Annotated in this window: 15 protein-coding genes; 11 read left to right on the top strand and 4 right to left on the bottom strand. The window is 67.1% G+C overall.

Going from position 1 to position 23,433, the window contains the following annotated elements; translation table 11 throughout:
* The first annotated feature begins 3 nt into the window (after positions 1 to 3).
* From NHH88_06915 to NHH88_06890, 6 genes are all read left to right on the top strand, one after another.
* Complete coding sequence (locus NHH88_06915) at positions 4 to 1,497, top strand: UbiA family prenyltransferase (protein USX15507.1); 1,494 nt, start codon at positions 4 to 6, stop codon at positions 1,495 to 1,497.
* 47 nt (positions 1,498 to 1,544) lie between these two features.
* Positions 1,545 to 1,886 (top strand): SMR family transporter, encoded by a 342-nt coding sequence (locus tag NHH88_06910; GenBank protein ID USX15506.1) that lies wholly within the window; start codon positions 1,545 to 1,547, stop codon positions 1,884 to 1,886.
* 18 nt (positions 1,887 to 1,904) lie between these two features.
* Positions 1,905 to 2,906: a glycosyltransferase family 2 protein gene (locus tag NHH88_06905; protein USX15505.1), complete on the top strand. Its 1,002-nt coding sequence runs from the start codon at positions 1,905 to 1,907 to the stop codon at positions 2,904 to 2,906.
* Positions 2,899 to 3,312, top strand: coding sequence for a GtrA family protein (locus NHH88_06900; protein ID USX15504.1), 414 nt, complete (start codon positions 2,899 to 2,901; stop codon positions 3,310 to 3,312). Before NHH88_06905 ends, NHH88_06900 begins: the two co-directional genes overlap by 8 nt.
* A gap of 83 nt (positions 3,313 to 3,395) precedes the next feature.
* Positions 3,396 to 5,540, top strand: a complete 2,145-nt coding sequence (locus NHH88_06895; protein USX15503.1) for a hypothetical protein — start codon at positions 3,396 to 3,398, stop codon at positions 5,538 to 5,540.
* A 20-nt stretch (positions 5,541 to 5,560) separates the two neighbouring features.
* A complete protein-coding gene (locus tag NHH88_06890; GenBank protein USX15502.1) occupies positions 5,561 to 7,654 on the top strand; it encodes a glycosyltransferase family 39 protein in 2,094 nt (697 codons plus the stop codon).
* 100 nt (positions 7,655 to 7,754) lie between these two features.
* Here the strand turns inward: NHH88_06890 and NHH88_06885 are convergent, their stop codons facing one another.
* Positions 7,755 to 9,797 (bottom strand): acyltransferase, encoded by a 2,043-nt coding sequence (locus NHH88_06885; protein USX15501.1) that lies wholly within the window; start codon positions 9,795 to 9,797, stop codon positions 7,755 to 7,757.
* A gap of 137 nt (positions 9,798 to 9,934) precedes the next feature.
* Here NHH88_06885 and NHH88_06880 point away from each other — a divergent pair, with 137 nt between their 5' ends.
* The 3 genes from NHH88_06880 to NHH88_06870 all read left to right on the top strand — a co-directional run bounded on the left by NHH88_06880 (position 9,935) and on the right by NHH88_06870 (position 13,721).
* Positions 9,935 to 11,458 (top strand): hypothetical protein, encoded by a 1,524-nt coding sequence (locus tag NHH88_06880; GenBank protein ID USX15500.1) that lies wholly within the window; start codon positions 9,935 to 9,937, stop codon positions 11,456 to 11,458.
* A gap of 136 nt (positions 11,459 to 11,594) precedes the next feature.
* On the top strand, positions 11,595 to 12,452 hold the full coding sequence (locus tag NHH88_06875) for a methyltransferase domain-containing protein (protein ID USX15499.1): 858 nt from the start codon (positions 11,595 to 11,597) through the stop codon (positions 12,450 to 12,452).
* Positions 12,453 to 12,560: 108 nt separating this feature from the next.
* On the top strand, positions 12,561 to 13,721 hold the full coding sequence (locus tag NHH88_06870) for an acyltransferase (GenBank protein USX15498.1): 1,161 nt from the start codon (positions 12,561 to 12,563) through the stop codon (positions 13,719 to 13,721).
* A gap of 62 nt (positions 13,722 to 13,783) precedes the next feature.
* Here NHH88_06870 and NHH88_06865 read toward each other — a convergent pair whose 3' ends face one another.
* The gene (locus NHH88_06865) at positions 13,784 to 15,376 is read right to left on the bottom strand and encodes a DEAD/DEAH box helicase (GenBank protein ID USX15497.1); all 1,593 of its coding nucleotides are present in this window, start codon (positions 15,374 to 15,376) and stop codon (positions 13,784 to 13,786) included.
* 384 nt (positions 15,377 to 15,760) lie between these two features.
* Between NHH88_06865 and NHH88_06860 the strand changes: the two genes are divergently transcribed.
* Positions 15,761 to 18,856 (top strand): diguanylate cyclase, encoded by a 3,096-nt coding sequence (locus NHH88_06860; GenBank protein USX15496.1) that lies wholly within the window; start codon positions 15,761 to 15,763, stop codon positions 18,854 to 18,856.
* Entirely contained in the window at positions 18,856 to 19,041 is a 186-nt protein-coding gene (locus NHH88_06855) for an oxidoreductase-like domain-containing protein (protein USX17283.1), read from the top strand. Before NHH88_06860 ends, NHH88_06855 begins: the two co-directional genes overlap by 1 nt.
* A 122-nt stretch (positions 19,042 to 19,163) precedes the next feature.
* Here the strand turns inward: NHH88_06855 and NHH88_06850 are convergent, their stop codons facing one another.
* Together NHH88_06850 and NHH88_06845 are read right to left on the bottom strand one after the other, a co-directional pair.
* Positions 19,164 to 20,861 carry a methyl-accepting chemotaxis protein gene (locus NHH88_06850; GenBank protein ID USX15495.1) on the bottom strand — a complete coding sequence of 566 codons (1,698 nt, stop codon included), beginning with the start codon at positions 20,859 to 20,861 and terminating at the stop codon, positions 19,164 to 19,166.
* A 184-nt stretch (positions 20,862 to 21,045) separates the two neighbouring features.
* Positions 21,046 to 23,298: a TonB-dependent receptor gene (locus tag NHH88_06845; protein USX15494.1), complete on the bottom strand. Its 2,253-nt coding sequence runs from the start codon at positions 23,296 to 23,298 to the stop codon at positions 21,046 to 21,048.
* Between the last annotated feature and the right edge of the window lie 135 nt (positions 23,299 to 23,433).

The following is a 23,433-nucleotide window of genomic DNA, read 5'->3' as shown; positions in this document are numbered from 1 at the left end:
CCAATGTCCGCCACCCCGCCCCACGTCCGAGTTCCCGGCGCGCCCGCCGGCGCGGCGCGCCGCATCGACCCGGCGCAGCCGCCGCTGGTCGTCGACCTGGACGGCACGCTGATCTATTCGGATCTGCTGTGGGAGGGTTTGCTGTTGTTCATCAAGCGGCACTTCTGGCAACTGTGGCTACTGCCGCTGTGGCTGCTTAAGGGCAAGGCCGGCTTCAAGTCGCGCCTGGCCGCGCGGGTCGCCGTCGATCCGGCCGGGCTGCCCTACGACCGCGTGCTGATGGAGCAGATCGCCGGCGCGCGCGACGGCGGGCGCCATATCGTGCTGGCCACCGGCGCCGAGCGCCGCAACGCCGACGCGGTGGCGGCCCACACCGGCCTGTTCGACAGCGTGCTGGCCACCGGGGACGGCGTCAACCTGACCTCGTCGAACAAGGCGGCCGCGCTGTGCCGGCTGTACGGCGAGCGCGGCTTCGACTATGTCGGCAACTCGCGCGCCGACCTGGCCGTGTGGGCCGTCAGCCGCCACGCCTACGCGGTCACGCGCGCGCCTTTCCGCCTGCCCGGCGGGCGCCTGACCGAGTCGATGGGCGGCGCGCGGGCCGCCGTCGCGCCGGCGCTGCTGCGCGCCATGCGCCCGCGCCAGTGGCTCAAGAACCTGCTGGTGTTCGTGCCGATGCTGGCCGGGCACGCCGTCGGCGCCACCACCTTGCTGCAGTCGCTGGCTGCCTTCGTTGCCTTTTCGCTGTGTGCCTCGAGCGCCTACCTGCTCAACGACGCGCTCGACGCCGGCGACGACCGCCGCCATCCCGTCAAGCGCGGCCGCCCGATCGCCACCGGCGCCCTGCCGCTGCCGGTGGCCATCGCCGCCAGCGCGCTGCTGGCCGCGCTGGGGCTGGGGCTGGCGTGGGCGGCCAGCGCGATCTCCGGCGGCGTGCCGCTGCTGGCCGGCGTGGTGCTGATCTATTTCGCCTGCACCCTGGCCTACTCGCTGCTGCTCAAGCGGCTGGTGATGATCGACATCGTCGCGCTGGCCATCCTGTACACCTTGCGCATCCTCGGCGGCAGCGCCGCCACCGCCATCGCGCCGTCGTTCTGGCTGCTGGCGTTCTCGTTCTTCATCTTCCTCAGCCTGGCCCTGCTCAAGCGCTACAGCGAGCTGTTCAACCTGCTGCGCCAGGGCAAGGACAAGACCAGCGGACGCGGCTACACCACCGCCGACAAGACGCCGATCGGCGTCATGGGCGTCAACAGCGCCTTCCTGTCGGTGCTGATCTTCATGCTGTACTTCAATTCGCAGACGGTGCTGACGATGTACCGCCATCCCTATTTCCTGCTCGGCATCGTGCCGCTGCTGGTGTTCTGGCTGGGCCGGCTGTGGATATTGGCCGCGCGCGGCCAGGTCAACGAAGATCCGGTACTGTACGTCAGCAAGGACCGGGTCAGCCTGGCGGTGCTGGCGCTGTGCCTGCTGCTGGCGCTGGCCGCCACCTATTAATATGAGCCCGCCATGAAAACAACCGCCCCGATGAAAAGAGTCCGCCCATGAGTCCCGTCCTGACCGGCTGCCTGTGGTGCCTGGTGGCCTCCGTGGCCAGCGCCGGCGCCACCCTGCTCATTAAATTGTCCGGCGACGGCAGCGCCGGCTGGACACTGGTGCGCCTGGCCTGGCTGGCCGGCGCCTGCGCCACCTATGGCGCCGGCTTCGTGTGCTACGCGCTGGCGCTGCAAAGGCTACAGATCAGCCTGGCCTACCCGGTCATGACCGCCTTCACCCTGGTGCTGGTGACGGTGCTCGGCTATGTCGTGCTGCAGGAGGCGCTGACCCCATCCAAACTGACCGGACTGGCGCTAATCGCCGCCGGTGCTTTCGCGCTGTCGCGCTAATTTTTATTTGACACCACCATGCTTATCTCCGCCCAAAACCTCCCCCGCGTCGCCGTCGTCATCCCCAGCTACAAGGTGACGCGCCACATCATCGGCGTGATCGCCGGCATCGGCCCGGAAGTGGACCGCATCTATGTGGTCGACGACAAGTGCCCGGACCAGTCCGGCGCGTACGTGCGCGAGCACTGCACCGACCCGCGCGTGGTCGTGCTCGAGCACGCGGAGAACCAGGGCGTCGGCGGCGCCGTGATGACCGGCTACCAGGCCGCCATCGCCGAGGGCGTCGACATCATCGTCAAGGTCGACGGCGACGGCCAGATGGATGCGCGCCTGATCCCCGACTTCATCGGCCCCATCCTCAGCGGCGAGGCCGACTACACCAAGGGCAACCGCTTCTTCGACCTCGAGCAGATCAGCGCGATGCCGCCGGTGCGCCTGTTCGGCAACGCCGTGCTGTCCTTGCTGACCAAGCTGTCGTCGGGCTACTGGGACCTGTTCGACCCGACCAACGGCTACACGGCGATCCACGTCAACGCCGCGCGCCACCTGCCGCTGCACCGCATCAGCAAGCGCTACTTCTTCGAGACCGACATGCTGTTCCGCCTCAACACCATCAACGCGGTCGTGGTCGACGTGCCGATGGACGCCAGCTACGGCGACGAGGTGAGCAACCTGAAGGTGTCGAAGATCGTCACCGAGTTCATGGCCAAGCACCTGCGCAACTTCGGCAAGCGCATCTTCTATAACTACTACCTGCGCAATATGTCGCTGGCGTCGATCGAGTTGCCGCTGGGCCTGGCGATGCTGCTCGGCGGCGGCACCTACGGCGTCATCCACTGGCTGCAGTCGGCCAGCGCCGGCATGGCCACGGCGCCGGGCACGGTCATGCTGTCGGCGCTGCCGGTGCTGATGGGCATGCAGCTGGTGCTGGCCTTCCTGGCGCACGACATCGCCTCAGTGCCGCGCCGTCCGATCCACCGCATGTCGCGCGCGCTGGCGCGTCCGCCGGTCCGTGCGTAGGCTGGCCGATATCGCCTGGGCGGCGCTGCGCAACCGCCAGTTCGCCATCTACGTGGCCGGCGGCGTGCTGTGCGCGCTGATCGACATCGGCCTGATGCAATGGCTGCTGGCGCGCGGCCACAGCGCCTTCACGGCCAGCTCGGCCGGCTTCGGCGCCGGCCTGGCGGTCAACTACGCGTTCCACGCCAAGGTCACCTTCAGCACCGTCACCGGCGGGCGCAGCCTGGGGCGCTACCTGTGCGTGGTGGCGCTCAACTACCTGCTCACGGTCGGCCTGGTCGGCGCCGCCCACCAGCTGCTGGGCAGCGCGCTGGCCGGCAAGCTGGTGTCGCTGCCGCTGGTGGCCGTCAACGGCTACCTGCTGGGGCGCTACTGGATCTTCCGCGCGCCGCGCGCGCCGCGTTGACCCAAGTTAACGCTATGAAATATTGAAGATTTAATAAATGGGCGCTATCATCGGCTTGTGTTGTTTTTGAAAGTTTTCTCCAGATGAATGTATCCCCCCTTTCCCCGTCGTGGCGCGCGGCGGTGGCCCGCCACGGCCTGCCGCTGGCGTTGATCGCTATCGTGCTGTATCTGATTTTGCGCAACACGGGGGCCTATCCGGTGGTGTTCGCCGACGAATGGCTTTATAGCAAGTCGGCGCGCCTGCAGCCGCTGAGCGAATCGCAACTGCCGTCGTATCTGTACCTGTGGCTGTTCGGCATGAGCAACGCCTGCGGCGAGGGCTTCCTGCAGTGCGCGCGGGTGCTCAACGCGGTGCTGTTCGTCGCCTCGGCGCCATTCATCTACCTGGTGGCGCGGCCGCTGACGGGCGCGCGGGCGGCGGCCGTCATCGCCGCACTGGCCATGCTCTCGCCGGTGAGCAGCTACACCGCCTACTTCATGCCCGAGGCGATGTACTACTTCGGCTTCTGGGTGGTGACCTACCTGCTGCTGCGTCCGGGAGCGCTGCGCGCGCCGATGTCCGCCACCCTGGGCTACGGCCTGCTGGCCGGCGTGCTGCTCGGCCTGCTCGCGCTGATCAAGGTCCACGCGCTGTTCCTGCTGCCGCCGCTGTGCGTCTACATCGTCTGCGCCCGCCGCGCCGCCGGCGCCGGCACGGGCACCACCACCGATAATTGGCTGGTCGCAGGCGCCGCCGCCGCGTTGCTGGCCGTGGTCACCACCTTCGCGGTCAAGGCCGCGCTGGCGTACGCGCTGGCCGGCCCGGTCGGCCTGAGCCTGTTCGGCAGCTTCTACGGCGGCCACGTCAACAACAGCGGCCACGGCCTGGGGCGCCTGCTGGCGCCGTTCGCCCACAACCTGCTGGGCCATTCGATGGCGCTGATACTGCTGTTCGTCTTCCCGCTGCTGATGCTCGCCAGCGCCGCCGCCAGCGGCGCCGTGCGGCAGGCCATCGGCCCGCAGGGCCGCGCGCTGCTGCTGTGGACGCTGCTGATGCTCGGCGGCGCGCTCGGCATGACGGTGGCCTACACCGCCTCGATCGCCGACGCCGGCCCCAACGAGATCATCCGGCTGCACCTGCGCTACTATGACTTCACCTTCCCGCTGCTGATGATCGCCGGCGTGGCCGTGGCCGCCGCCGGCGCCCGGACCAGCCTGCGCCTGCGCGCGGTGCTGGCCGGCCCGGCCGCGCTGCTGCTGGTGCTGGCCACCGCCGCGCTGCTGCCGGCCTTCCTGACCTCGCCCATCGACAGCCCCGAGCTGTTCAGCATGACGACCTACCGCCCGCTGTTCCTCGGCATCGTCGCGCTCGAGCTGGTGGTCATCGCGCTGTGGGTGGCGCAGCCGCCCCGCGCCGGCCTGGTCTACCTGGCGGCGCTGCTGCCGCTGGTGTCGCTCAGCGGCGAGATGATCAACAGCTACCGCCTGCAGCGACTGCATGAGCCCAGCGCCTACGACAAGGCCGGCCGCTTCGCCCACGACTACCTCGACGCCGACCAGCGCGCCAAGCTGAGCATCGCCGGCGCCGACCTGGCCGGCATGATGCGCGCCCAGTTCCACGTCGACCACGCGCAAACGGCCATCATCGAACTGCAGGCGAACGCGCCGGTCGAGGCCAGCCAGATGCCGGCGCGCCAGCGCTGGCTGCTGGTGGTCGGCCCGCACCGCCTGCCGACCGAATGGCAGCCGGTGCTGGCCACCACCGACTACGCACTGATGCGCCCGTCCACCGGCGGCCGCTCGCTGGTGCAGATCCCGATGACGCGCCCGATGTCGGCCGGCGCGCTCGAGGGCGTCGACGGCCTGGCCGACCCCGAGGACTGGGGCAGCTGGTCCAACAGCGACACGGTGGTGCTGCGCTTTAAGCAGGCGCTGCCGCGCAACCTGACGGTGCTGCTCAACGGCCGCGCCTTCGGCCCCAACGTCGGCCAGCCGTTCGTGCTGAGCGTGGGCGAGGCCAGCACCCGCTTCAAGCTGCCGGCCACGCCGCAGGAACTGTCGCTGCGGCTGCAGACCGACGGCGCCCAGCACGAGCTGCGCATCGGCGTGCCGCGCCCGACCACGCCCAAGGAGATCGGCGCCGGCAACGACCTGCGCCGCCTCGGCGTCGGCCTGATCAGCCTGGAGATCGGCGAAGCCCTGTCGGCGCCGCGCGCACCGGCCGCCGCAGCGCCGGCCGCGCAATAACCGTCCGTGAGCACCCGACCATGACATCCCCCACCTCCCTGTTCGACCCGCGCCGCGCCCCCGCCTTCCTGGCGGTGGCGCTGGCGGTCATCTTCCTGTTCCTGTTCTTCCGCAACGCCGGCATCTATCCGGTGGTGTTCATCGACGAATGGGTCTACAGCAGCGCCACGCGCATGCTGCCGCTGGCCGACGCCCAGGTGCCGTCCTACCTGTATTTCAAGTTCTTCCGGCTGACCCGGTTCTGCGGCGACAGCTACCTCGATTGCAACCGCCTGCTCAACGGCCTGTTCTACGTGCTGGCCTCGCCGTTCATCTACCTGATCGCGCGCCGCGTGGCGCCGGCCTGGCCGGCGGTGCTGGTGGCGATCGTCGCCGCGCTGGCGCCCAACAACGCCTACACGCCGTTCTTCATGCCCGAGGCCATGCACTACTTCGCCTTCTGGTGCGTGAGCTGGGCCGCGTTTTATTTCCACGACCGGCCGTCGGCGCGCCGCGCGCTGCCGCTGGGCGCGCTGCTCGGGCTGGCAGTGCTGGTCAAGATGCATGTGCTGTTCCTGGGCCCGGCGATCGCGCTGTTCGTGCTGTATGCGGCCCACGCCGAGCAACGCGGCGACGGCGGCCGCTGGCTGGCGCGCGGCGCGCTGTGGGCGGCGCTGGCGCTGGGCACGGCGATGGCGGTGCGGCTGGGACTGGGTTATCTGCTGGCCGGCAAGAGCGGCCTGAGCCTGTTCGGCAGCCTGTACACCGGCCAGGTCGCCTACACCGCGAAAAGCCACTACCCGGTGGCGCAACTGATCTTCTTCGCCTGGCACAACCTGCAGGGCCATCTGATGCTGCTGGCGCTGCTGTTCGCGGTGCCGCTGGCGGCGCTGCTCGGCGCGTTCAACATGCTGCGTCCGGCCGGCGCGCCGGAGCGGGGATTGCAGGCGGTGGCGGTATACACCGTGCTCGCGCTGGGCACCTTGCTGGCGGTGACGATCATGTTCACGGCCTCGATCACCGGCCTGGCCGCCAGCGACAGCACTGCCCGCATCCATACCCGCTACTACGATTTCGCGCTGCCGCTGCTGCTGCTGTGCGCGGCGGCGGCGGCGTACGCGCCGTCGCGCCCGCTCAAGCCGCTGGCGCGCGCGCTGATCGGCGCGCTGCTGCTGCTGTTGCTGTGGCACGCGCGCGCCCACCTGCTGCACTGGTTCGCGCCTATCCTGATCGACACGCCGGAATTGCGCGTGGTGTCGATGGAGAAATGGATGTTCAACGCGCTCACGGCGCTGGCGCTGCTGTCGCTGCTGCTGTGGACGGTGAGCCAGAAGGCCGGGCTGCGGCTGTTCTTCGTGCTGGTGCTGCCTGCCACCACCTTGATGTGCGCCTGGGGCACGGCGCGCGAGGTGCGCCTGTCGATCTGGCCCGATCCTGCCTCCAAGGCCGGGCTGTTCGCGCGCCACTACCTGACGCGCGCGCAGACCGACCGGCTGCTGATCGTCGCCACCGACATCGCGGTGCTGCACCGCAGCCGCTTCTTCATCGAGAACCCCAACAGCGAGATCCTGATGCTGCAGCCGGGCCAGGCGCTGACCTGGGACCTGGTGCCGGCGGGACGGCAGTGGGTGATGGCGATCGGCCAATTGCAGGCGCCGAAGGATGCGCGCGTGGTCGCCAGCAAGGATGATCTGCTGCTGTTCCAGACGCCGGCGCTCGACCCGGTGGGCAAGCGCTTCAACTTCAACGAACCGATCACCGACTACGGCCGCATCGACGGCCTGGCCGCCTACGACACCTGGGGCGCCTGGTCGCAGGAGCCGCAGGTGATCATCGAGTTCGCCCGCCCGCTGCCCAAGCGCTTCACGCTCAAGTTCGAAGGCCGCGCCTTCGGCCCCAACGCCGGCAAGGACGTGGTGGTGACGGTCGGCGCGCAGCAGCAGGTGATGCGGATGGCCGCCGCCGACGGCGAGGCGGTGCTGCGCTTCGATACCGACGGCCAGGCGCGCCAGATCAGCTTCAAGATTCCGCAGCCGGTCTCGCCGAAGGCGCTGGGCATCGACAACGACACCCGTCCGCTGGGCATCGGCTTCGGCCACATGACCATCACCGACGACGACGCCGCTCCCCGCTGAAGCGGCGGTGCGGTTGTGACGGTGTAGTAGTTTGAAATAACACCGGCCGGGTCCGGCCGGTGTTCAAGCGAAAGCGCCGAGGCGCCGCATTGACTTAATGTTAGCGCGCCAGCGCCGGCAACACCGGCGGCGTCACGCGGCTGGCCTTCAGCGCCGCCTGCTGTTTGGCGAACAACTCCCCCATATACAGATCGCCGCGATAGCTCAGATGATGGGTGTCGCGGTACATCATCATATTGCCCTTCATCGCGTTGCAACGGTTGGCGTCGCACAGCGGCGCGGCCGTGTCGAACAGCTGCACCTGCGGGAATTCCTTGAGCAGTGCCTGCAGCGCGATATTGTGCTGCGCGACGGCCTTGTCGAAGACCTTGCGGTCCATCGAGCAACCGGTGCTGGTTTTGGAATTGGGCACGCCGGCGCGGCCGATGCAGGCGCGCGGTTCGAAGTCCAGCATCGGCACGTCGTACACCAGGATGACCTGGCGGCCGTCGGCCAGCGCCTGGCGCAGCGTGTCTCGCAACGCGGCGATCATTTGAGGGTCCTGGACGCCGCCGGTGGCCAGCTTGGACGCGGTCGAGATGATCATGGTCTTGATGCCCGGCAGGGTCAGCGCCAGTTTCATCATCAGCGGCGTGGCCTTCTGGTACGGATCGTCGCCGACCGGCAGGCCGACGTAGGGAATGCGGGTGCCCATGTAGAGCAGGTTCTCGCCCTGGCTGTGGTAGTACTTCAGCAAGCCGGCGCTGATGTGGTAGGCGTGGCTGTCGCCGACCATCACCACGGTCGGGTCGCGGCTCGGATCGTTCATCAGGCAGTACTCGTACAGGCTGTCGAAGCCGTAGCGTTTTTTGCAGGCGGCGGCGTTGGCGACATCCTCGACCAGGATCAGGTCTTTTTGCTGCAGCGCGTTGTCGGTCACGCTGGCGCGATGCGGCAGGCCGTCGCGCTTGTACAACCAGCCGGCGGTACCGGCCAGCGCCAGCATCGCAACCGACAGCACGATCACCTTGGCGCGGCCGTGGCGGGTGCCGCGCAGCGGCCTTTCCAGCAAGCGGTAGGTCAGCCACGCCAGCGCGATGGCCACCACCACGGCGGCGGCGCGGATGCCGCGCGACGGCGTGCCCGATTCGATGATGCGGGCGAACGACAGCAGCGGCCAGTGCCACAGGTACAGTGGATAGCTGATCAGGCCGACCCACACCATGATCCGGTTCGACAGCAGCACGCGGTTGGCCCATGCCTGCGGGCCGGCGGCGATGACCAGCATCGCGCCCACGGTCGGCAACAGCGCCCACCAGCCGGGGAAATGCTTGTCGGCGCGCAGCAGGGTGACTGTCGCCACCAGCATCGCGATGCCCAGCGCGGAGACGACGTTGCGCGCGCGCGGCGAGTCCAGGTCGATCACGGTCTCGGCGCCGACGCCACGGCGCACGCCGGCGAACAAGGTCACGCCCTTGAGCGACAAATACGCCAGCACCGAGCCGATCAGCATTTCCCACACGCGGCTGGCCGGCGAATAGAACGTCGCGCTGGCGAACTTGTGCACGCCGGCGACGTTGATCAGCAGCGACAGCAACAGCACCCCGACGGCCAGCTTGAGCAGGCTTACGCGCATGCGCCACGCCAGGATCATCAGCACCGGCCAGAAAATATAGAACTGCTCCTCGATACCCAGCGACCACAGATGCAACAGCGGCTTGGTCTCGGCGGCCGTGTCGAAATAGCCCACCTCCTTCCACAGGAAGAAGTTGGACAGGAAACCGGCGCCGCCCACCACATGCTTGCCGAGCATCTTGTACTCGTCGGGGAACAAGGCGAACCAGCCGAACACCAGGCACGAGCCCATCACCAGGATCAGCGCCGGGAAGATGCGGCGGATGCGGCGCGCGTAGAAATCGGCAAAGCTGAACGTGCCCTGTTCGATGCCCGCGATGAGGATGCTGCCGATCAGGAAGCCGGAGATGACGAAGAAAATGTCGACGCCGGCGAAACCGCCGCGCAGCCAGTTCGGGAAGGCGTGATATAAGACCACCGACAACACGGCCAGGGCGCGCAGGCCGTCGATATCACGTCGGTAAGCGGGGTGGGACGGCAATGCCGGGGTTACGGGGGAAGCAAGCGAGGCGGGATTCTCTAATTTCATATATCAAAACTGGGTGCGCACCGTTGAGGGGCGTCAAAACATGCGGAGAATCGATATTGTAGTCCAAAAGCAATTACCATATAATCAATTGCCCACCTTTTCGATCCCTCCAGCAACGCTTTTCCGGCCCCGTCACCATGCTTCGTGTTCTACGTTCCAGCGGCTTTTTCGCCGCGGCGCTGTTTGCGCTGGCCACTTATCTGCTGCACTCCTGGGTACCGATCCACAACGGCGACGTCGCCGAGTACACCCTGACCACCCTGGCCATCGCCAACCACGGCACGCCGGACATCCGGCCGTCCGACATCGAGGACGGCCGGCGGCGGCTGCCGGAGCTGGCGCCGCTGTACGCCAACCTCGAGCGGGATATGAACAGCCAGAGCGGCGAGCTGAACATGCCGTTCGCCCGGGGCCTTGGCGGGCGCGTCTACGCGATCCATTTCTTCGCCTATTCGGCGCTGGCGGCGGTGCCGTTCAAGCTGCTGCCGCTGGCCGGCATCGATCCGTTCAAATGTTATCTGGCGGTCAACCTGGCGTGCATCGCGATGCTGGGCCTGGCCCTGCGCCGTCTGCTTGGCGACAATCTGAAGGCGGTCTGCGCGCTGGGGCTGTTCCTGGGCGCCGGCGTGTGGTGGTATCTGCGCTGGAGCAGCCCGGAAGTGATGAGCGCGGCCGCGCTGCTGTCCGCGCTGATCCTGTTCTGCACCGGCGCGCCGCTGCGCGCGGGCCTGCTGGCGTCGATCGGGGCGATGCAGAATCCGTCGATCGTGCTGGCCTTCGGCTTCATGCCGCTGCTGCGGCTGGCGCTGCGCCACACGCCGGGCCAGCCATGGCGCGCGCGGCTGGCCGACGCCGTGCAGGGCTGGCGCGGCGCCGCCGGCATGGCGGCCGGCACCTTGCTGGCGCTGTCGGCGCCGCTGTGGAACCAGATCCAGTTCGGCACGCCGAGCATCATCGGCAAGATTTTCACCCGCTCCTACCTGTTCACCTGGGCGCGGCTGCACTCGCTGTTCTTCGACCTGAGCCAAGGCATGCTGATCGGCATCCCGGCCATCGCCGCGCTGCTGCTGGCGTGGGGCTGGGCCGGCCGCCGCGACGGCGGCGGCGCCGCCTGGCGCCTGCTGGGGGCGTGCGCGGCCATGACGCTGGCGCTGGTGCTGCCGGCGCTGCCGGTGATCAACTGGAATTCCGGCGCCCAGGGCATCATGCGCTACGCCGTGTGGGCGGCGATGCCGCTGCTGTTCGCGCTGGTGTGGCAAATGCACGGCCGCCGGGGCTGGCGTTGGCTGGTGCCGGTGCTGGTGGTGCTGGGCCTGCAGGCCGGCGTGACGCGGGCGCTGGGCGCCTTCCGCTACGTCGAGTTCAGTCCGCTGGCCAAGCGGGTGATGGAGCACGCGCCGGGCCTCTACAATCCGGACCCGGAACTGTTCGCCGAGCGCACCACCCACGTCGACGAGTACTTCAAGGAGCCGGAGATCTATCTCTACCGCTACAAGGGCGTGGTCACCAAGGCGCTGTATCACATCAGCAATCCCGGCGTGGCCGCCGCCTTGTGCGGCCCGGGCAGCGCGCTGGCTGCGGACAACGCCCTGGTCGACGCCTCGCGCGGCTGGCGCTATGTCAACGGTCCGGTCAAATGCGTGCCGGCGGCGCCAAAATAGCGCGAGGGGGCGCCGGGCGCCGGCGCTATTGTCGGTCCGGCACGCTTTAGTGCAACAATTGAAAGAAACAGCTTGTCTTTCGCTTCATCTTGCCATAAATTTAAACGCTTCATAGTGGCAAAGACCAGGAGCAGTCATGGCATGTGTAGTGTGCGGCACCCCCACCCTCCCCGGCTTGACCGACTGGCACCGGACGTGCCCGGCCTGCGGCTATGAAAGCGCGGCCCTGGAGCCGACCATCAACGACGCCGCCGCCCACACCCAGCTCAACGAGGCCGACCGCGAAGCGGGCCTCAAGGCGATACGACAAGAAAATTTCCAGACCATCGTCGGCTACGCGGCCAAACTGGCGCCGCCGGCAGCCGCCACCCTGCTCGACGTCGGCAGCGCCCACGGCTGGTTCCTCGAGGCGGCCGCCAGCCGCTTCCAGGTGCTCGGCCTCGAGCCCGACACCACGGTCGCGGCCGGCACAGAGGCCAAGGGCCTGCCGGTGCGCAACGGCTACTTCCCCGACGCGCTGCACGCCGGCGAGCGTTTCGACGTGATCGTGTTCAACGACGTCATCGAGCACATCCCCGACATCCGCGCCGCGCTGGCCGCCTGCCACGACCGGCTCAACCCGGACGGCATCCTGATCCTCAACCTGCCCAGCAGCAGCGGCCTGTTCTACCGCCTGTCGAAATTGTTCGCGCGGGTCGGCTGGCGCGGGCCGTTCGAGCGGCTGTGGCAAAAGGGCTTGCCGTCGCCGCACGTGCATTATTTCCGGCCAGGTAATCTGACCAAGCTGGCCGAGAGCGCCGGCTTCACCCTGCAATTGAACGAGGAACTGCCGGCGGTGCGCGCCACCGGCTTGATGGCGCGCCTGCGCTGCGCCGGCAAAACCAGCGCCGCCGCGCTGTACGCCAACTACGCGGCGGTCATGCTGGCGCTGCCGGTGCTGCGCGCCTTCCCCAGCGATATCGTGGTGTGCGCCTACCGCAAGCGCCCGGTCTGAGCGGCCGGAGGGGCGTCCCGGTGGGAATTGGAGAGCCTTCGAGGGCCGAGTCCGGTTAAAATTGCGGACCCGCGCCCAAACAACGCGCGGAGGAAAGCTCTCCATCGCATGAATCACACCAAAAACCTGGACTGGGTCCAGTTGCTGCGCGGTGTGGCCGCGTTGCTGGTCGTCCTCACCCACGCCCGTTACGCGCTGCTCGACACCCCCGGCTACCCCTTCGCGGACCAGATCCTGTTCCCCGGCGCCATGGGGGTCGACCTGTTCTTCCTGATCAGCGGCTTCATCATGTGCTACGCCACCGCCGGCAACGACGGCAGCCCGGCCGAGGTCGCCCGCTTCCTGATCAAGCGCTTCGCGCGGGTGTGGCCGGTGTACGCCGTCATCACCTTCCTGTCCGTGTTCGTGATCCAAAGCGGCGTCGCCTACTTCCACCAGGCGGTCAACCGCGTCACGTTCTGGCACACGCTGGGCATGCTGCCGGCCAATCCGCACGCGCCGCCGTACTTCTCGCTGACGTTGCCGATCGCCTGGACCCTGGAATTCGAGATGTACTTCTACCTGGTGTTCGCCGTCAGCCTGCTGTTCCGGCGCCTGCGCTGGTTCGTGCTGGCCAGCTGGGTGCTGCTGACGGTGATCCTGCTGCCGCTGGGGCGTACCGGACTGGACATGAACGTCAGCCGCGACCTGGGCTACCAGTTCGGCTACATGAGCATCGTCGCCAGCCCCTTCGTGCTCGAGTTCCTGGCGGGCGCGGCGATCGGCTGGCTGTATCAGCAGCCCTGGGCGCGCATCCGCAGCGCCTATGTCGCCTGGCACGTGCTGTGGCTGGGAACGGCGCTGGCGGCCTGGGCGATCTATGGCCGCGTGGTGGACACGCACGGCCCGGCCGGCTTCGGCTGGCCGCTGGCGGCGATGGTGCTGGCCATGGCGCTGGCCAGCAAGACCGTCCATATCCGCGTGCCGCGCCTGCTGATGTGGCTGGGATCGATCTCGTATTCGCTGTACCTGACGCATCTGCTCACGCAGGTGCTGCTGCGCGACGCGCTCACCGCCCACGGCATGGGGCCGTTCGCGAAAACGTGGTCGTATATCTTCCTGTCGACCGCGCTGGCGCTGTCGGTGGCGGCGCTGTCGCACCATTATCTGGAACAGGGGTTGGCGACCTGGTGCCGCAAGTGGCTGCTCAAGCTGGTGCCGGAGCGGCGCCCGCGCGCGGTGGAGGATGGTGTGAAGCCGGGAGTGGAATTGAAGGTGGCGAACCGCTAATTGGCGCGATGCGCGACGGGCCGCCGAGGCGGCCCGCAATGTCGGCTAGTGCAGCGCGACGTTTACTTCGGCGCGCCGCCCAGCAGGAAGGCCAGCTTTTGCTTCGGCTTGGCCGTGGTGGCGCCCAGGGTGGCGCTCGGCGCCGGCGCGGCCGACTTGGCCGGCTCGTACGGCTTGAGGAACCATGGATCGACCTTGTCGCGGCGGCCGCCCGAGCTGTACGGCGACGAACCGGCGCTGCGCGGAGCACGGTCACCCCGGTCACCGCGGTCGCTCCGGTCGCCCCGGTCCGAACGCTCGGACGGACGGCCGGCCGGCGCGCGGCCGGCGCTGTCGTCGCGGCGCGGACGGCGCTCGGCGCCGTCGCCGTAGGAAGGCGCCGGGTTAAAGCCGGTCAACTCGCCGCGGCGGATGGTTTGCTTGATCAGTTTTTCGATGTCGGCCAGCAGGCGCTCGTCCTTGTCCGAGTAGATCGACAGCGCGTCGCCGGAGGCGCCGGCGCGGCCGGTACGGCCGATGCGGTGCACATAATCCTCGGCGTTGTACGGCAGGTCGTAGTTGATCACGCACGGCAGGTCGGTGATGTCGAGGCCGCGCGCGGCGACGTCGGTGGCGACCAGGATGTCGATCTCGCCCTTCTTGAACGACTCGAGCGCGGCCATGCGTTCCTGCTGCGTCTTATCGCCGTGGATGGCGACCGCGCTCATGCCCTCCTGCTCCAGCCCCTTGGCCAGGCGCGAGGCGCCGATCTTGGTGTTGGAGAAGATAATCACCTGTTTGAGGTCGCGCTGACGCAGCAAGTGCGCGGTCAGCGCGTGCTTCTGGTTTTCCGGCACTTTATAGACGACCTGGGTGACCTTGTCGGCGGTCTGGTTGCTGCGCGCCACCTCGATCGTGACCGGGTCGGTCAGGAAGGTGTTGGCCAGCTTTTTGATTTCCGGCGAGAACGTGGCCGAGAACATCAGGTTCTGGCGCTGCTTCGGCAGCAGGTTGATGATGCGCTGCAGGTCCGGCAGGAAGCCCATGTCGAGCATGCGGTCGGCTTCGTCCATGACCAGCATCTGCACCTGGCCGAGGCTGATGTTCTTTTGTTCGATGTGGTCCAGCAGGCGGCCCGGGGTGGCGATGACGATCTCGACGCCGGCCTTGAGGATGATGGTCTGGCCCTTCATGTCCATGCCGCCGAACACGACGGTCGAGCGCAGCGGCGTGTGCTGGGCGTAGGCCTTGACATTCTCGGCCACCTGCACCGCCAGTTCGCGGGTCGGCGTCAGAATCAGCGCGCGCACCGGGTGGCGCGCCGGCGAGGTGCTGGTGCTGGCGTGGGCCAGCAGCATCTGGATGATCGGCAGCGCGAAGCCGGCGGTCTTGCCGGTGCCGGTCTGGGCCGCGCCCATGACGTCGCGCCCCTTGAGCAGCACGGGAATGGCTTCGGCCTGGATCGGCGTCGGGTGCACATAGCCCTGGTCGTTGAGCGCGCGCAGGATGTGCGGCGACAGGCCGAAATCGGCGAAGCGGACTTGTTGCACTTGCGGGACTTCCAGCGGCGCCGGCGCGGACTGTTGCGCTTCTGGCGCCACTTGCACCTCTGGCGTGGCGGCTTCGGCGGCGGCCGGTTCGATGGCGGACGGGGTGGTGATCTCGGTTTCGGACATAGTGTATGCGGCGGTCCTGCGGCGGACAGCCAAGCTTTCTTCAATTAACGACAAATTCTGCGCTGCCCGCCCCGGCGGCGCGCCCCACGACGGAGGCGGAACCGGGGAAGTGCGAAAAGGATGATGCGGTGGCAGCGCTATGGCAGCAAATACAACGAGCAGGAGACAATAAGCGCCGTAAACTATACCCTAAATACGGCAAACACGCTAAAAATGCCAGCTTTTATATCGAAACCATTGCATCATTGGCATGTATAATACGGTTTCTATTCAGAATCTATCTTAGTCGAGCCTAACACCGCTCGCTGACGTGCACTTCGTTACGCCATCGGATACTCCACCATGTTTGTGCTATTAACGGCCTTACGCCGCGGCTATCGCCTATTGCTGTCAATTTCCCCCGCGCTGCTGGCCGCGCTGCTGGCCGTCTCGCTGGCCGCCCCGGCCGCGCAGGCCCAATCGGCGCCGGCGCCGTCGCTGCGTTTCAAGAAGCTGGGGCCGCTGGGCGGCGACGAGCCGTCGATGCTGTCGATGATGCAGGACCGCAAAGGTTACGTGTGGGTCGGCACCCACACCAACGGCCTGTACCGCTACAACGGCTACCACGCCGTCAAGTACACCAACATCCCCAACGACCCGACCAGCCTGCCGCACGACCGCGTCTCGGCCATCTACGAGGACAAGCAGGGCCGCATCTGGGCCGGCACCCAGGCCGGGCTGGCCCGCTTCAATCCGGAGAGCAACAACTTCACCGTGGTGGCCCCGCCCAAGGCGCCGAAGAACCACCGCATCGTCAAGAACATCATTTCCGACGGCAAGGACGGCATGTGGATCGGCAGCTGGGGCGGCTTGCAGCACTTCAACCCCAACACCGGCAAGTTCACCGTCTACGCGCACGACGACAACGATCCCGACAGCCTGGCCAGCAACGACCTCAACGCGCTGGCGCTGGACGACAAGGGCGGCGTGTGGATCGGCACCTGGCCCGGCGGCCTGGACTACCTGGCGCCGGGCGGCAAGGTGTTCCGCCACCACCAGGTCGATCCGGCGCCGGTGCCCGACGCGCGCGTGAACATCGTGCGCGCGCTGCAGTTCGACCGCTCCGGCGCGTTGTGGATCGGCACCGAGTCGGGCGTGATCCGCTGGGACGGCAAGAGCGACTGGAACACGCGCAAGGCGATCGACTCGCCGTACAGCCGCATCACCAACTTCGACGTCGACGACAAGGGTGTCCTCTGGTGCACCACCCTGTCGGCCGGCCTGCTGCGCTGGAACGAGGCCAACGGCAAGTTCGACCAGTTCGTGCACGCGGCCGACGATCCGTACAGCCTGCCCGGCGACAACCTGCGCGCGGTGATGCAGGACCGTGGCGGCATGCTGTGGATCGCCTCGTTCACCGACGGCATCGCCCTGGCCAACCTGTCGAGCGAAGGCTTCACGCGCCACGTGCCGTTCCGCATCGACCGCCGCTCGGCGCCGGCCAGCAACGCCTTGCTGAGCCTGGCGCGGGCGCCGGACGGGCGCCTGTGGATGGGCGGCAATGTCGGCATGAGCTTGTACGATCCGGCCACCAGCACCGTCGTCAAGAGCTACCACGCCGACGACAAGACCCCGGGCAAGCTGTCGCACTCCATCGTCTACAGCATGTTCCAGGACACGCGCGCCGACAAGGACGGCAAGAAGCCGCTGTGGCTGGGCACCTCGAACGGCTTGAACCGCCTCGACACGCCCGACAGCCCGTTCCAGGCCATCCACTTCGGCAACACGGCCAGCGACTACATCAACGCCATCGCGCCGGCCAGCGGCGGCGCGCTGTGGCTGGCCACCGGCAACAGCCTGATCCGCTACGACCCGAAGACCGACGCCCGCAAGATCTATTACAACGATCCGCAGAACATCAGCAGCCGCAGCGTCAACGGCACCTCGGCGGTGCTGGAGGACAGCAGCGGGCGCGTGTGGGCCGGCTCCGAATGGAATGGCGGCGGGCTCGACCTGCTCGACCAGGCCAGCGGCAAGTTCACCCACTTCCGCCACGCCAACGCCGACACGGCCAGCCTGTCCGACGACAACATCGTCAGCCTGCACGAGGACGCCAAGGGCCGCATCTGGGTCGGCACCAGCAAGGGCCTGAACCTGATGCAGACCCGGGCCGACGGCAAGATCAGCTTCAAGTCGTACGCGTCGGCGATGAAGGCGCACAAGATCCTCGCCATCGAGCACGACCTCGGCGGCAATATCTGGTGCAGCACCATCGCCGGCCTGTACCGCCTCGATCCGGAGACGGGCAAGGTCAGCCACTACACCTCGTCGGACGGCCTGACCGAGGGCTTCACCGTCAACTCGTCGGCCACGTCGGCCGACGGCGTGCTGTATTTCGGCGGCGTGCACGGCATGACGGCGGTGACGCCGGCCAACGTGCGCACCCGCTCGGTGCCGCCGCAGGTCGCGATCACCGACATCACCGTCTTCAACCACTCGCTGCAAAACGGCAAGCCGAGGGCCGACGTCAAGGCCGAGGGGCCGGTGACGTCGCCGACGGCGCTGACCCTGTCGTCGCAGGCGTCGGTGTTCTCGCTCGAGTTCTCGGCGCTGCACTACACCGAGCCGTCCGAGAACCGCTACGCCTACCAGCTGCAGGGCTTCGACCGCGAGTGGGTGCACACCGACGCCGCGCACCGCAGCGCCAGCTACACCAACCTCAATCCGGGCCACTACCTGTTCCGGGTCAAGGCGGCCAACCACCTGGGCGTGTGGAACGAGGAGCCGGCCACGTTGAAGATCACCATCACGCCGCCGTTCTGGCAGCGCTGGTGGTTCCGGCTGGGCATGGCGGTGCTGATCGTCGGCTCGCTGGTGCTTGCCTACAAGATCCGCATCCACCGGCTGACCCGGCACCAGCTGGAGCTGGAGGCGCTGGTGGCCGCGCGCACCGGCGAGCTGGAGGAATCGAACCGCAAGCTCGCCGCGCTCAGCACCACCGACGGCCTGACCGGCGTGAGCAACCGCCGGGGCTTCGACCTGGCGCTGGAGGCCGAATGGCGGCGCGCCGCCCGCACCGGCCAGACCCTGGCGCTGTCGATGCTCGACGTCGACTACTTCAAGAAGTACAACGACCACTACGGCCACCAGGCCGGCGACGCCGCGCTGCGCAGCGTGGCCGAGCTGATCACCTCGCACGGACGGCGCACCACCGACATCGTGGCGCGCTACGGCGGCGAGGAGTTCGCGCTGCTGGCGGCCGCCACCGACGCCACCGACGCCTTCGGCGCGGCCGAGGAGATTTGCGCGCAACTGGTGCTGGCGCGGATGCCGCACGAGCAGTCGCCGTTCGGCATCATGACCATCAGCATCGGCGTGGCCGTGATCGTGCCGACCGAGGACACCTCGCCCGAGGTGCTGGTGGAGATGGCCGACAGGGCGCTGTACCGCGCCAAGGAAAAAGGCCGCAACATGGCGCTGCTGGCGATGCCGCCGTTGTGATGGAGGTAAAGGCGATGAAGGCGGACGATCCCGAGCCGGTGGCGCCGCAGCCGCCGGACCCGCGCGACTGCTGCCACAGCGGCTGCACGTGGTGCGTCGACGATATGTACCAGGACGAGTTGGAGAAGTATCGCGCGGCGCACAAAGCGTGGCTGGCGCGCCGGAACCCCGACGGAACCACATGAAAAACACGGGAGACAGGTAGGGCGGATTAGGCGAAGCCGTAATCGGCCATTTGTGAGCGGCCGACAACGCCGGCATGGCCGATTACGGCGTGCCGCCTAATCCGCCCTACGTGGAACCGTGGTTAAAAGGTTTCCCATTCATCGCCATTGGCGACCTGCTTGACCGGCTTGGCCGGCTTCTTCGGCGCCAGCGCCACCCGCTCACGGGCGGGCGCCGGCAGCGGCTTGCGCGGCGCACTGGCCAGCGCCACCGGCGCCGCCATCGCGGCCGTCCCGCCCAGCTTGAAGATACCCACCACCTCGCTCAAGCGCGCCGCCTGCTCCTGCATCGACTCGGCGGCCGCCGCGGCCTGCTCCACCAGCGCCGCGTTCTGCTGCGTCACCTGGTCCATTTGCGTGATCGCCACGTTGACCTGCTCGATACCGTCGCTCTGCTCGGCGCTGGCCGAGGTGATCTCGCTCATGATGTCGGTGACCCGCGTGATGCTCGAGACGATCTCGTTCATCGTCGTGCCGGCCTGGTCGACCAGTTGAGAACCGGCCTCGACCTTCTCCACCGAATCGCTGATGAGCAATTTGATGTCCTTGGCCGCCGCCGCCGAACGCTGCGCCAGGTTGCGCACCTCGCTGGCGACGACGGCGAAGCCGCGTCCCTGCTCGCCGGCGCGCGCCGCTTCCACAGCGGCGTTGAGCGCCAGGATGTTGGTCTGGAAGGCGATGCCGTCGATCACGGAAATGATATCGACGATCTTGCGCGACGATTCGTTGATGGACGACATCGTGCCGACCACCTGCCCCACCACCTCGCCGCCCTTGACGGCGATGCCGGAGGCCGACTGCGCCAGCTGGTTGGCCTGGCGCGCGTTGTCGGCGTTCTGCTTAACGGTGCTGGTCAGCTCCTCCATCGACGACGCCGTCTCCTCCAGGCTCGACGCCTGCTCCTCAGTGCGCGACGACAAGTCCTGGTTGCCGGCGGCGATCTGCGCCGACGCTGTGGCGATGGTGTCGGTGCCGCCGCGCACCTGGCTGACCAGGCGCTGCAGATTATTGGTCATGTCCCGCAGCGCGCCCATCAGTTGCCCCGTTTCGCAGGCGCTTTCCACCGTGATGGTGCGGGTCAGGTCGCCGCCGGCGACGGCGGTCGCCACCGACACGGCTTGCCGCAGCGGCGCCGACACGACCCGGGCGATCCACAGCGCCAGCGCGATGCCGATGCCGATGTTGACCACCAATAAAATGATCGACGTCATGCGCGCGTGTTCGTAGGTGGCGGTGGCGGCGTCGCTGGCGGCATCGCCACCGTCGACGTTCAGCTTGACGAGCTTGTTGATCGATTCGGTCAGCGCGGCCATGGTCTTGGCCGAGGAGCCGCGCGACAGCGCCCGCGCCTCCTCCTTCTGGTCGCCGGCCGAGAATTTCACGATCTTGTCGTGGTCGACCATGAATGCGCTCCAGCCCTGGTCGAACTCGGCCACCAGCGCTTTTTCCTCGGCACTGTTGATCAGCTTGTCATAGGCTTCGCGGTGGGACTTCATCGTGGCCAGGGTGTCGGCCATGCGCTTTTCGTACGTGGCGTATCCGTCCGGCTTGTCATTGATTAGGTGCGCCAACTCCCAGCGGCGCATTTCGCCGATATCGGCGCGCAATTCCATCGCCATGCGCACGCTCGGCATCCAGTTTTCCGCCAAGTCGCTCGAGGCCTGGTTGACCCGTGACGTCGACAACATCGCGGCCACGCCCATCACCAAAGTCAGCAACAGGACGACACCAAAAGAGACTATTAATTTGGTAGCGATTTTCAGGTCATAAAACCATTTCACGGAGTACTCCTCATAGCTGAACAGACCGATCAGTATGAGGCGATGCGCGGGCCGCTGCCAGCGCCACACCGCAGTTGTAGCCCATAAGCAACAAAGGCGTTCCAGTCTCTAAACCTTGCGTGATGCGCAAAATTTATCGATTGGAACGCCTTGCTCCGCCGTCGGCGGAGGCCCCAGGTTTAGCTTACAGCTTGCCGTTCAGGGTGACGAAGATCTGGCGCGGCGCGCCGGTCAGCAAGGTTTGCGCGGTGCCGTTCGGATCGCGGGCCTGGAAGCCGTTGGTGCCGATCGTGCTGATGTATTCCTTGTCGAGCAGGTTGGTCACGTTCACCTGCAGCGACAGTTCCTTGAGCATGCCCAGCGACTTCATCTTGTAGCCGGCCGACAGGTTGGCCAGCCAGAACGACGGCACGCCGTTGTCGTTCATGTAGGTGTAGTAGCGCTTGCCGGTGAGCTTGCCGCCCAGGCGGGCGAACCAGCTGCCGGTCTCGTACGAGGCTTCGGTGCTGAACAGGTTGCGCGGCGCGTTGACCACGGTCTTGCCGCTGACCGGCACCAGGGTGCTGCCGTCCATGTAGTCCGACTTGTATTTCGAATCGTTGAAGGTGTACGAGTTGAACCAGCTGATTTCGCGGTTCAGTTTCCACACGGCGATCGCTTCCACGCCCTTGGTGTCGACCTTGCCGACGTTGACGAAGGTCGACGGGCAACCGACGATGCCGGCGCAGGTGGCCACGCTCAGCTGGCGGTCGTCGAAGCGGGCGTTGTAGACGGCCAGCGAACCCTGGATGCCGGCGCGCTTGAAGCGGTAGCCGAGGTCGACGTTGGTCGAGGTTTCCGGCTTCAGGTTGGCGACGCCGGCGTCATAGGCGGCCTGGGTTTGGGAGAACGGACCGCCCACGCCTGGCTGGTGCGCGCGCATGTTTTTCGACGCCGAGGCGAACACCTCGTCGTCGGCGCTGATGGCGTAGTTGACGCCGGCCTGCGGCAGGAAGTTCTTCTCGGCCGACAGCTTGCCGGCGGCGCGGGTGCCGACGATGTTGCGGGCGGCGATGTCCACGCTCATGCTCTTGAAGCCGGCGTTGATCTTGAGCTTGCCGTCCATCAGGCTCAGGCTGTCCTGCACGTAGTACTGGGCGGTGGTGGTGATGAAGTTCTGCGCCCAGTCGGTGCGGAACGGGTTGCGCAGGTAGACCATCGTGTCAGCCGGGCCGGTGACGCCGTAGTAGTTGCGGCTGCCGGTGTGGTCGTTCCGCTCGCCCCAGGCGCCGGCGGTGATCGTGTGGTTGCCCAGGTCCCAGGTCAGGTCGGTGGTCACGCCGTGGCGCTTGATCTCGTACTCGGTGGTGCGCAGCGAGATCGGGTTGGCGGCGTTGGTGGCGACGTAAGGCGTGTACCAGTGGCCCTGGCCTTCGTTCTCATGGTTGTAGACGGTGGTCTTCAGCTGGAAGGTCGGCGTGAAGTTCAGGTCCAGGGTCAGGCCGCCCAGGGTGTCCTTGCGCAGGCCGCCGGCCGAATAGTAAGCGTCGTCGAGGCTGTTAACGGCGCCGCTGAACTGGCCCTTGGCGGCGTTGACCGCGCGCTGGAAGTCCGGCTCGTAGTTGTCCCACTCGTAGCCGAGGCGGTTGATCATTTCCTTCGACATGTCCTGATAGTCGACTTCCTTGCGGTCCGAATGGTTCAGGAAGCCGGTCAGGCTGTTCTCGCCGAAGTTGAACACGAAGCGCGAATTGATCTGGTCCTGGTCCTGGGCGCCCTCGCCCTTGGTCTTGTCGGTGCGCTGGCGGGTGCCGCTGATGAAGGCCTTGACGGCGCCGTTGATGAGGCCGGTATCGACGCGGACGAAGGTGCGCGAGGTCGAATCGCTGCCCAGGGTTTGCGAGGCGGTCAGGCCGAACTCGTCGGTCGGGGCCAGGGTGAAGAACTGCACCGTGCCGCCCAGGTTGCTGGTGGAGGCGGTGCCCAGCGAGCCGGCGCCCTGCGACACCTGCACGCTGCCGATGTTTTCCGACGAGATGGCGCGGCTGATGTGCAGGCCGTTGTTGTTACCGTAGCTCATGTCGCCCAGCGGCACGCCGTCCAGGGTGAAACCCAGCTGGCTCTGGTTGAAGCCGCGGATGCTGAACGAGGTCGACCACTCGTAGGCGCCGAACGGATCGGCGGACTGGAAGTTCACGCCCGGCAGCTTGTCGAGCACCTTCAGCGGGCTGGTGCCCGGCAGCGCCTCGGCCAGATCGGCCTTGTTGATGTTCTGTACCTGGCGCGACTGGCCACGGCCGGTGATTTCCACCGTTTGCATCGGACCGGCCAGGGCGCCCGCGACGGCCGCGCTATCGGCGGCGTCGGCGGCATCGGCCGTGTCGGCTGCATACGCCTGGAAGGCCAGTGCTTGCAGGACCACCAGGCACAAAGGTTTCAGAGGGAAGCGCTGTTGCATGAGTGTTCTTCTTTCTTGCGGTTAGTGGAATGATCAACTCGCAAGATTGTAGGAACAGCATGTGACGTTGCGATGACGGCGACATGACATCTGGATGACATGACAACAATTTGCAAGGGGAATCGGGTAAGCTGC

The sequence above is a fragment of the Oxalobacteraceae bacterium OTU3CAMAD1 genome (genome assembly GCA_024123915.1).
In the GTDB taxonomy this organism is placed as follows: domain Bacteria; phylum Pseudomonadota; class Gammaproteobacteria; order Burkholderiales; family Burkholderiaceae_D; genus Rugamonas.
The sequence above is the reverse complement of the archived record's forward strand: the minus strand, read 5'-3'. Positions and strand labels throughout refer to the sequence as shown.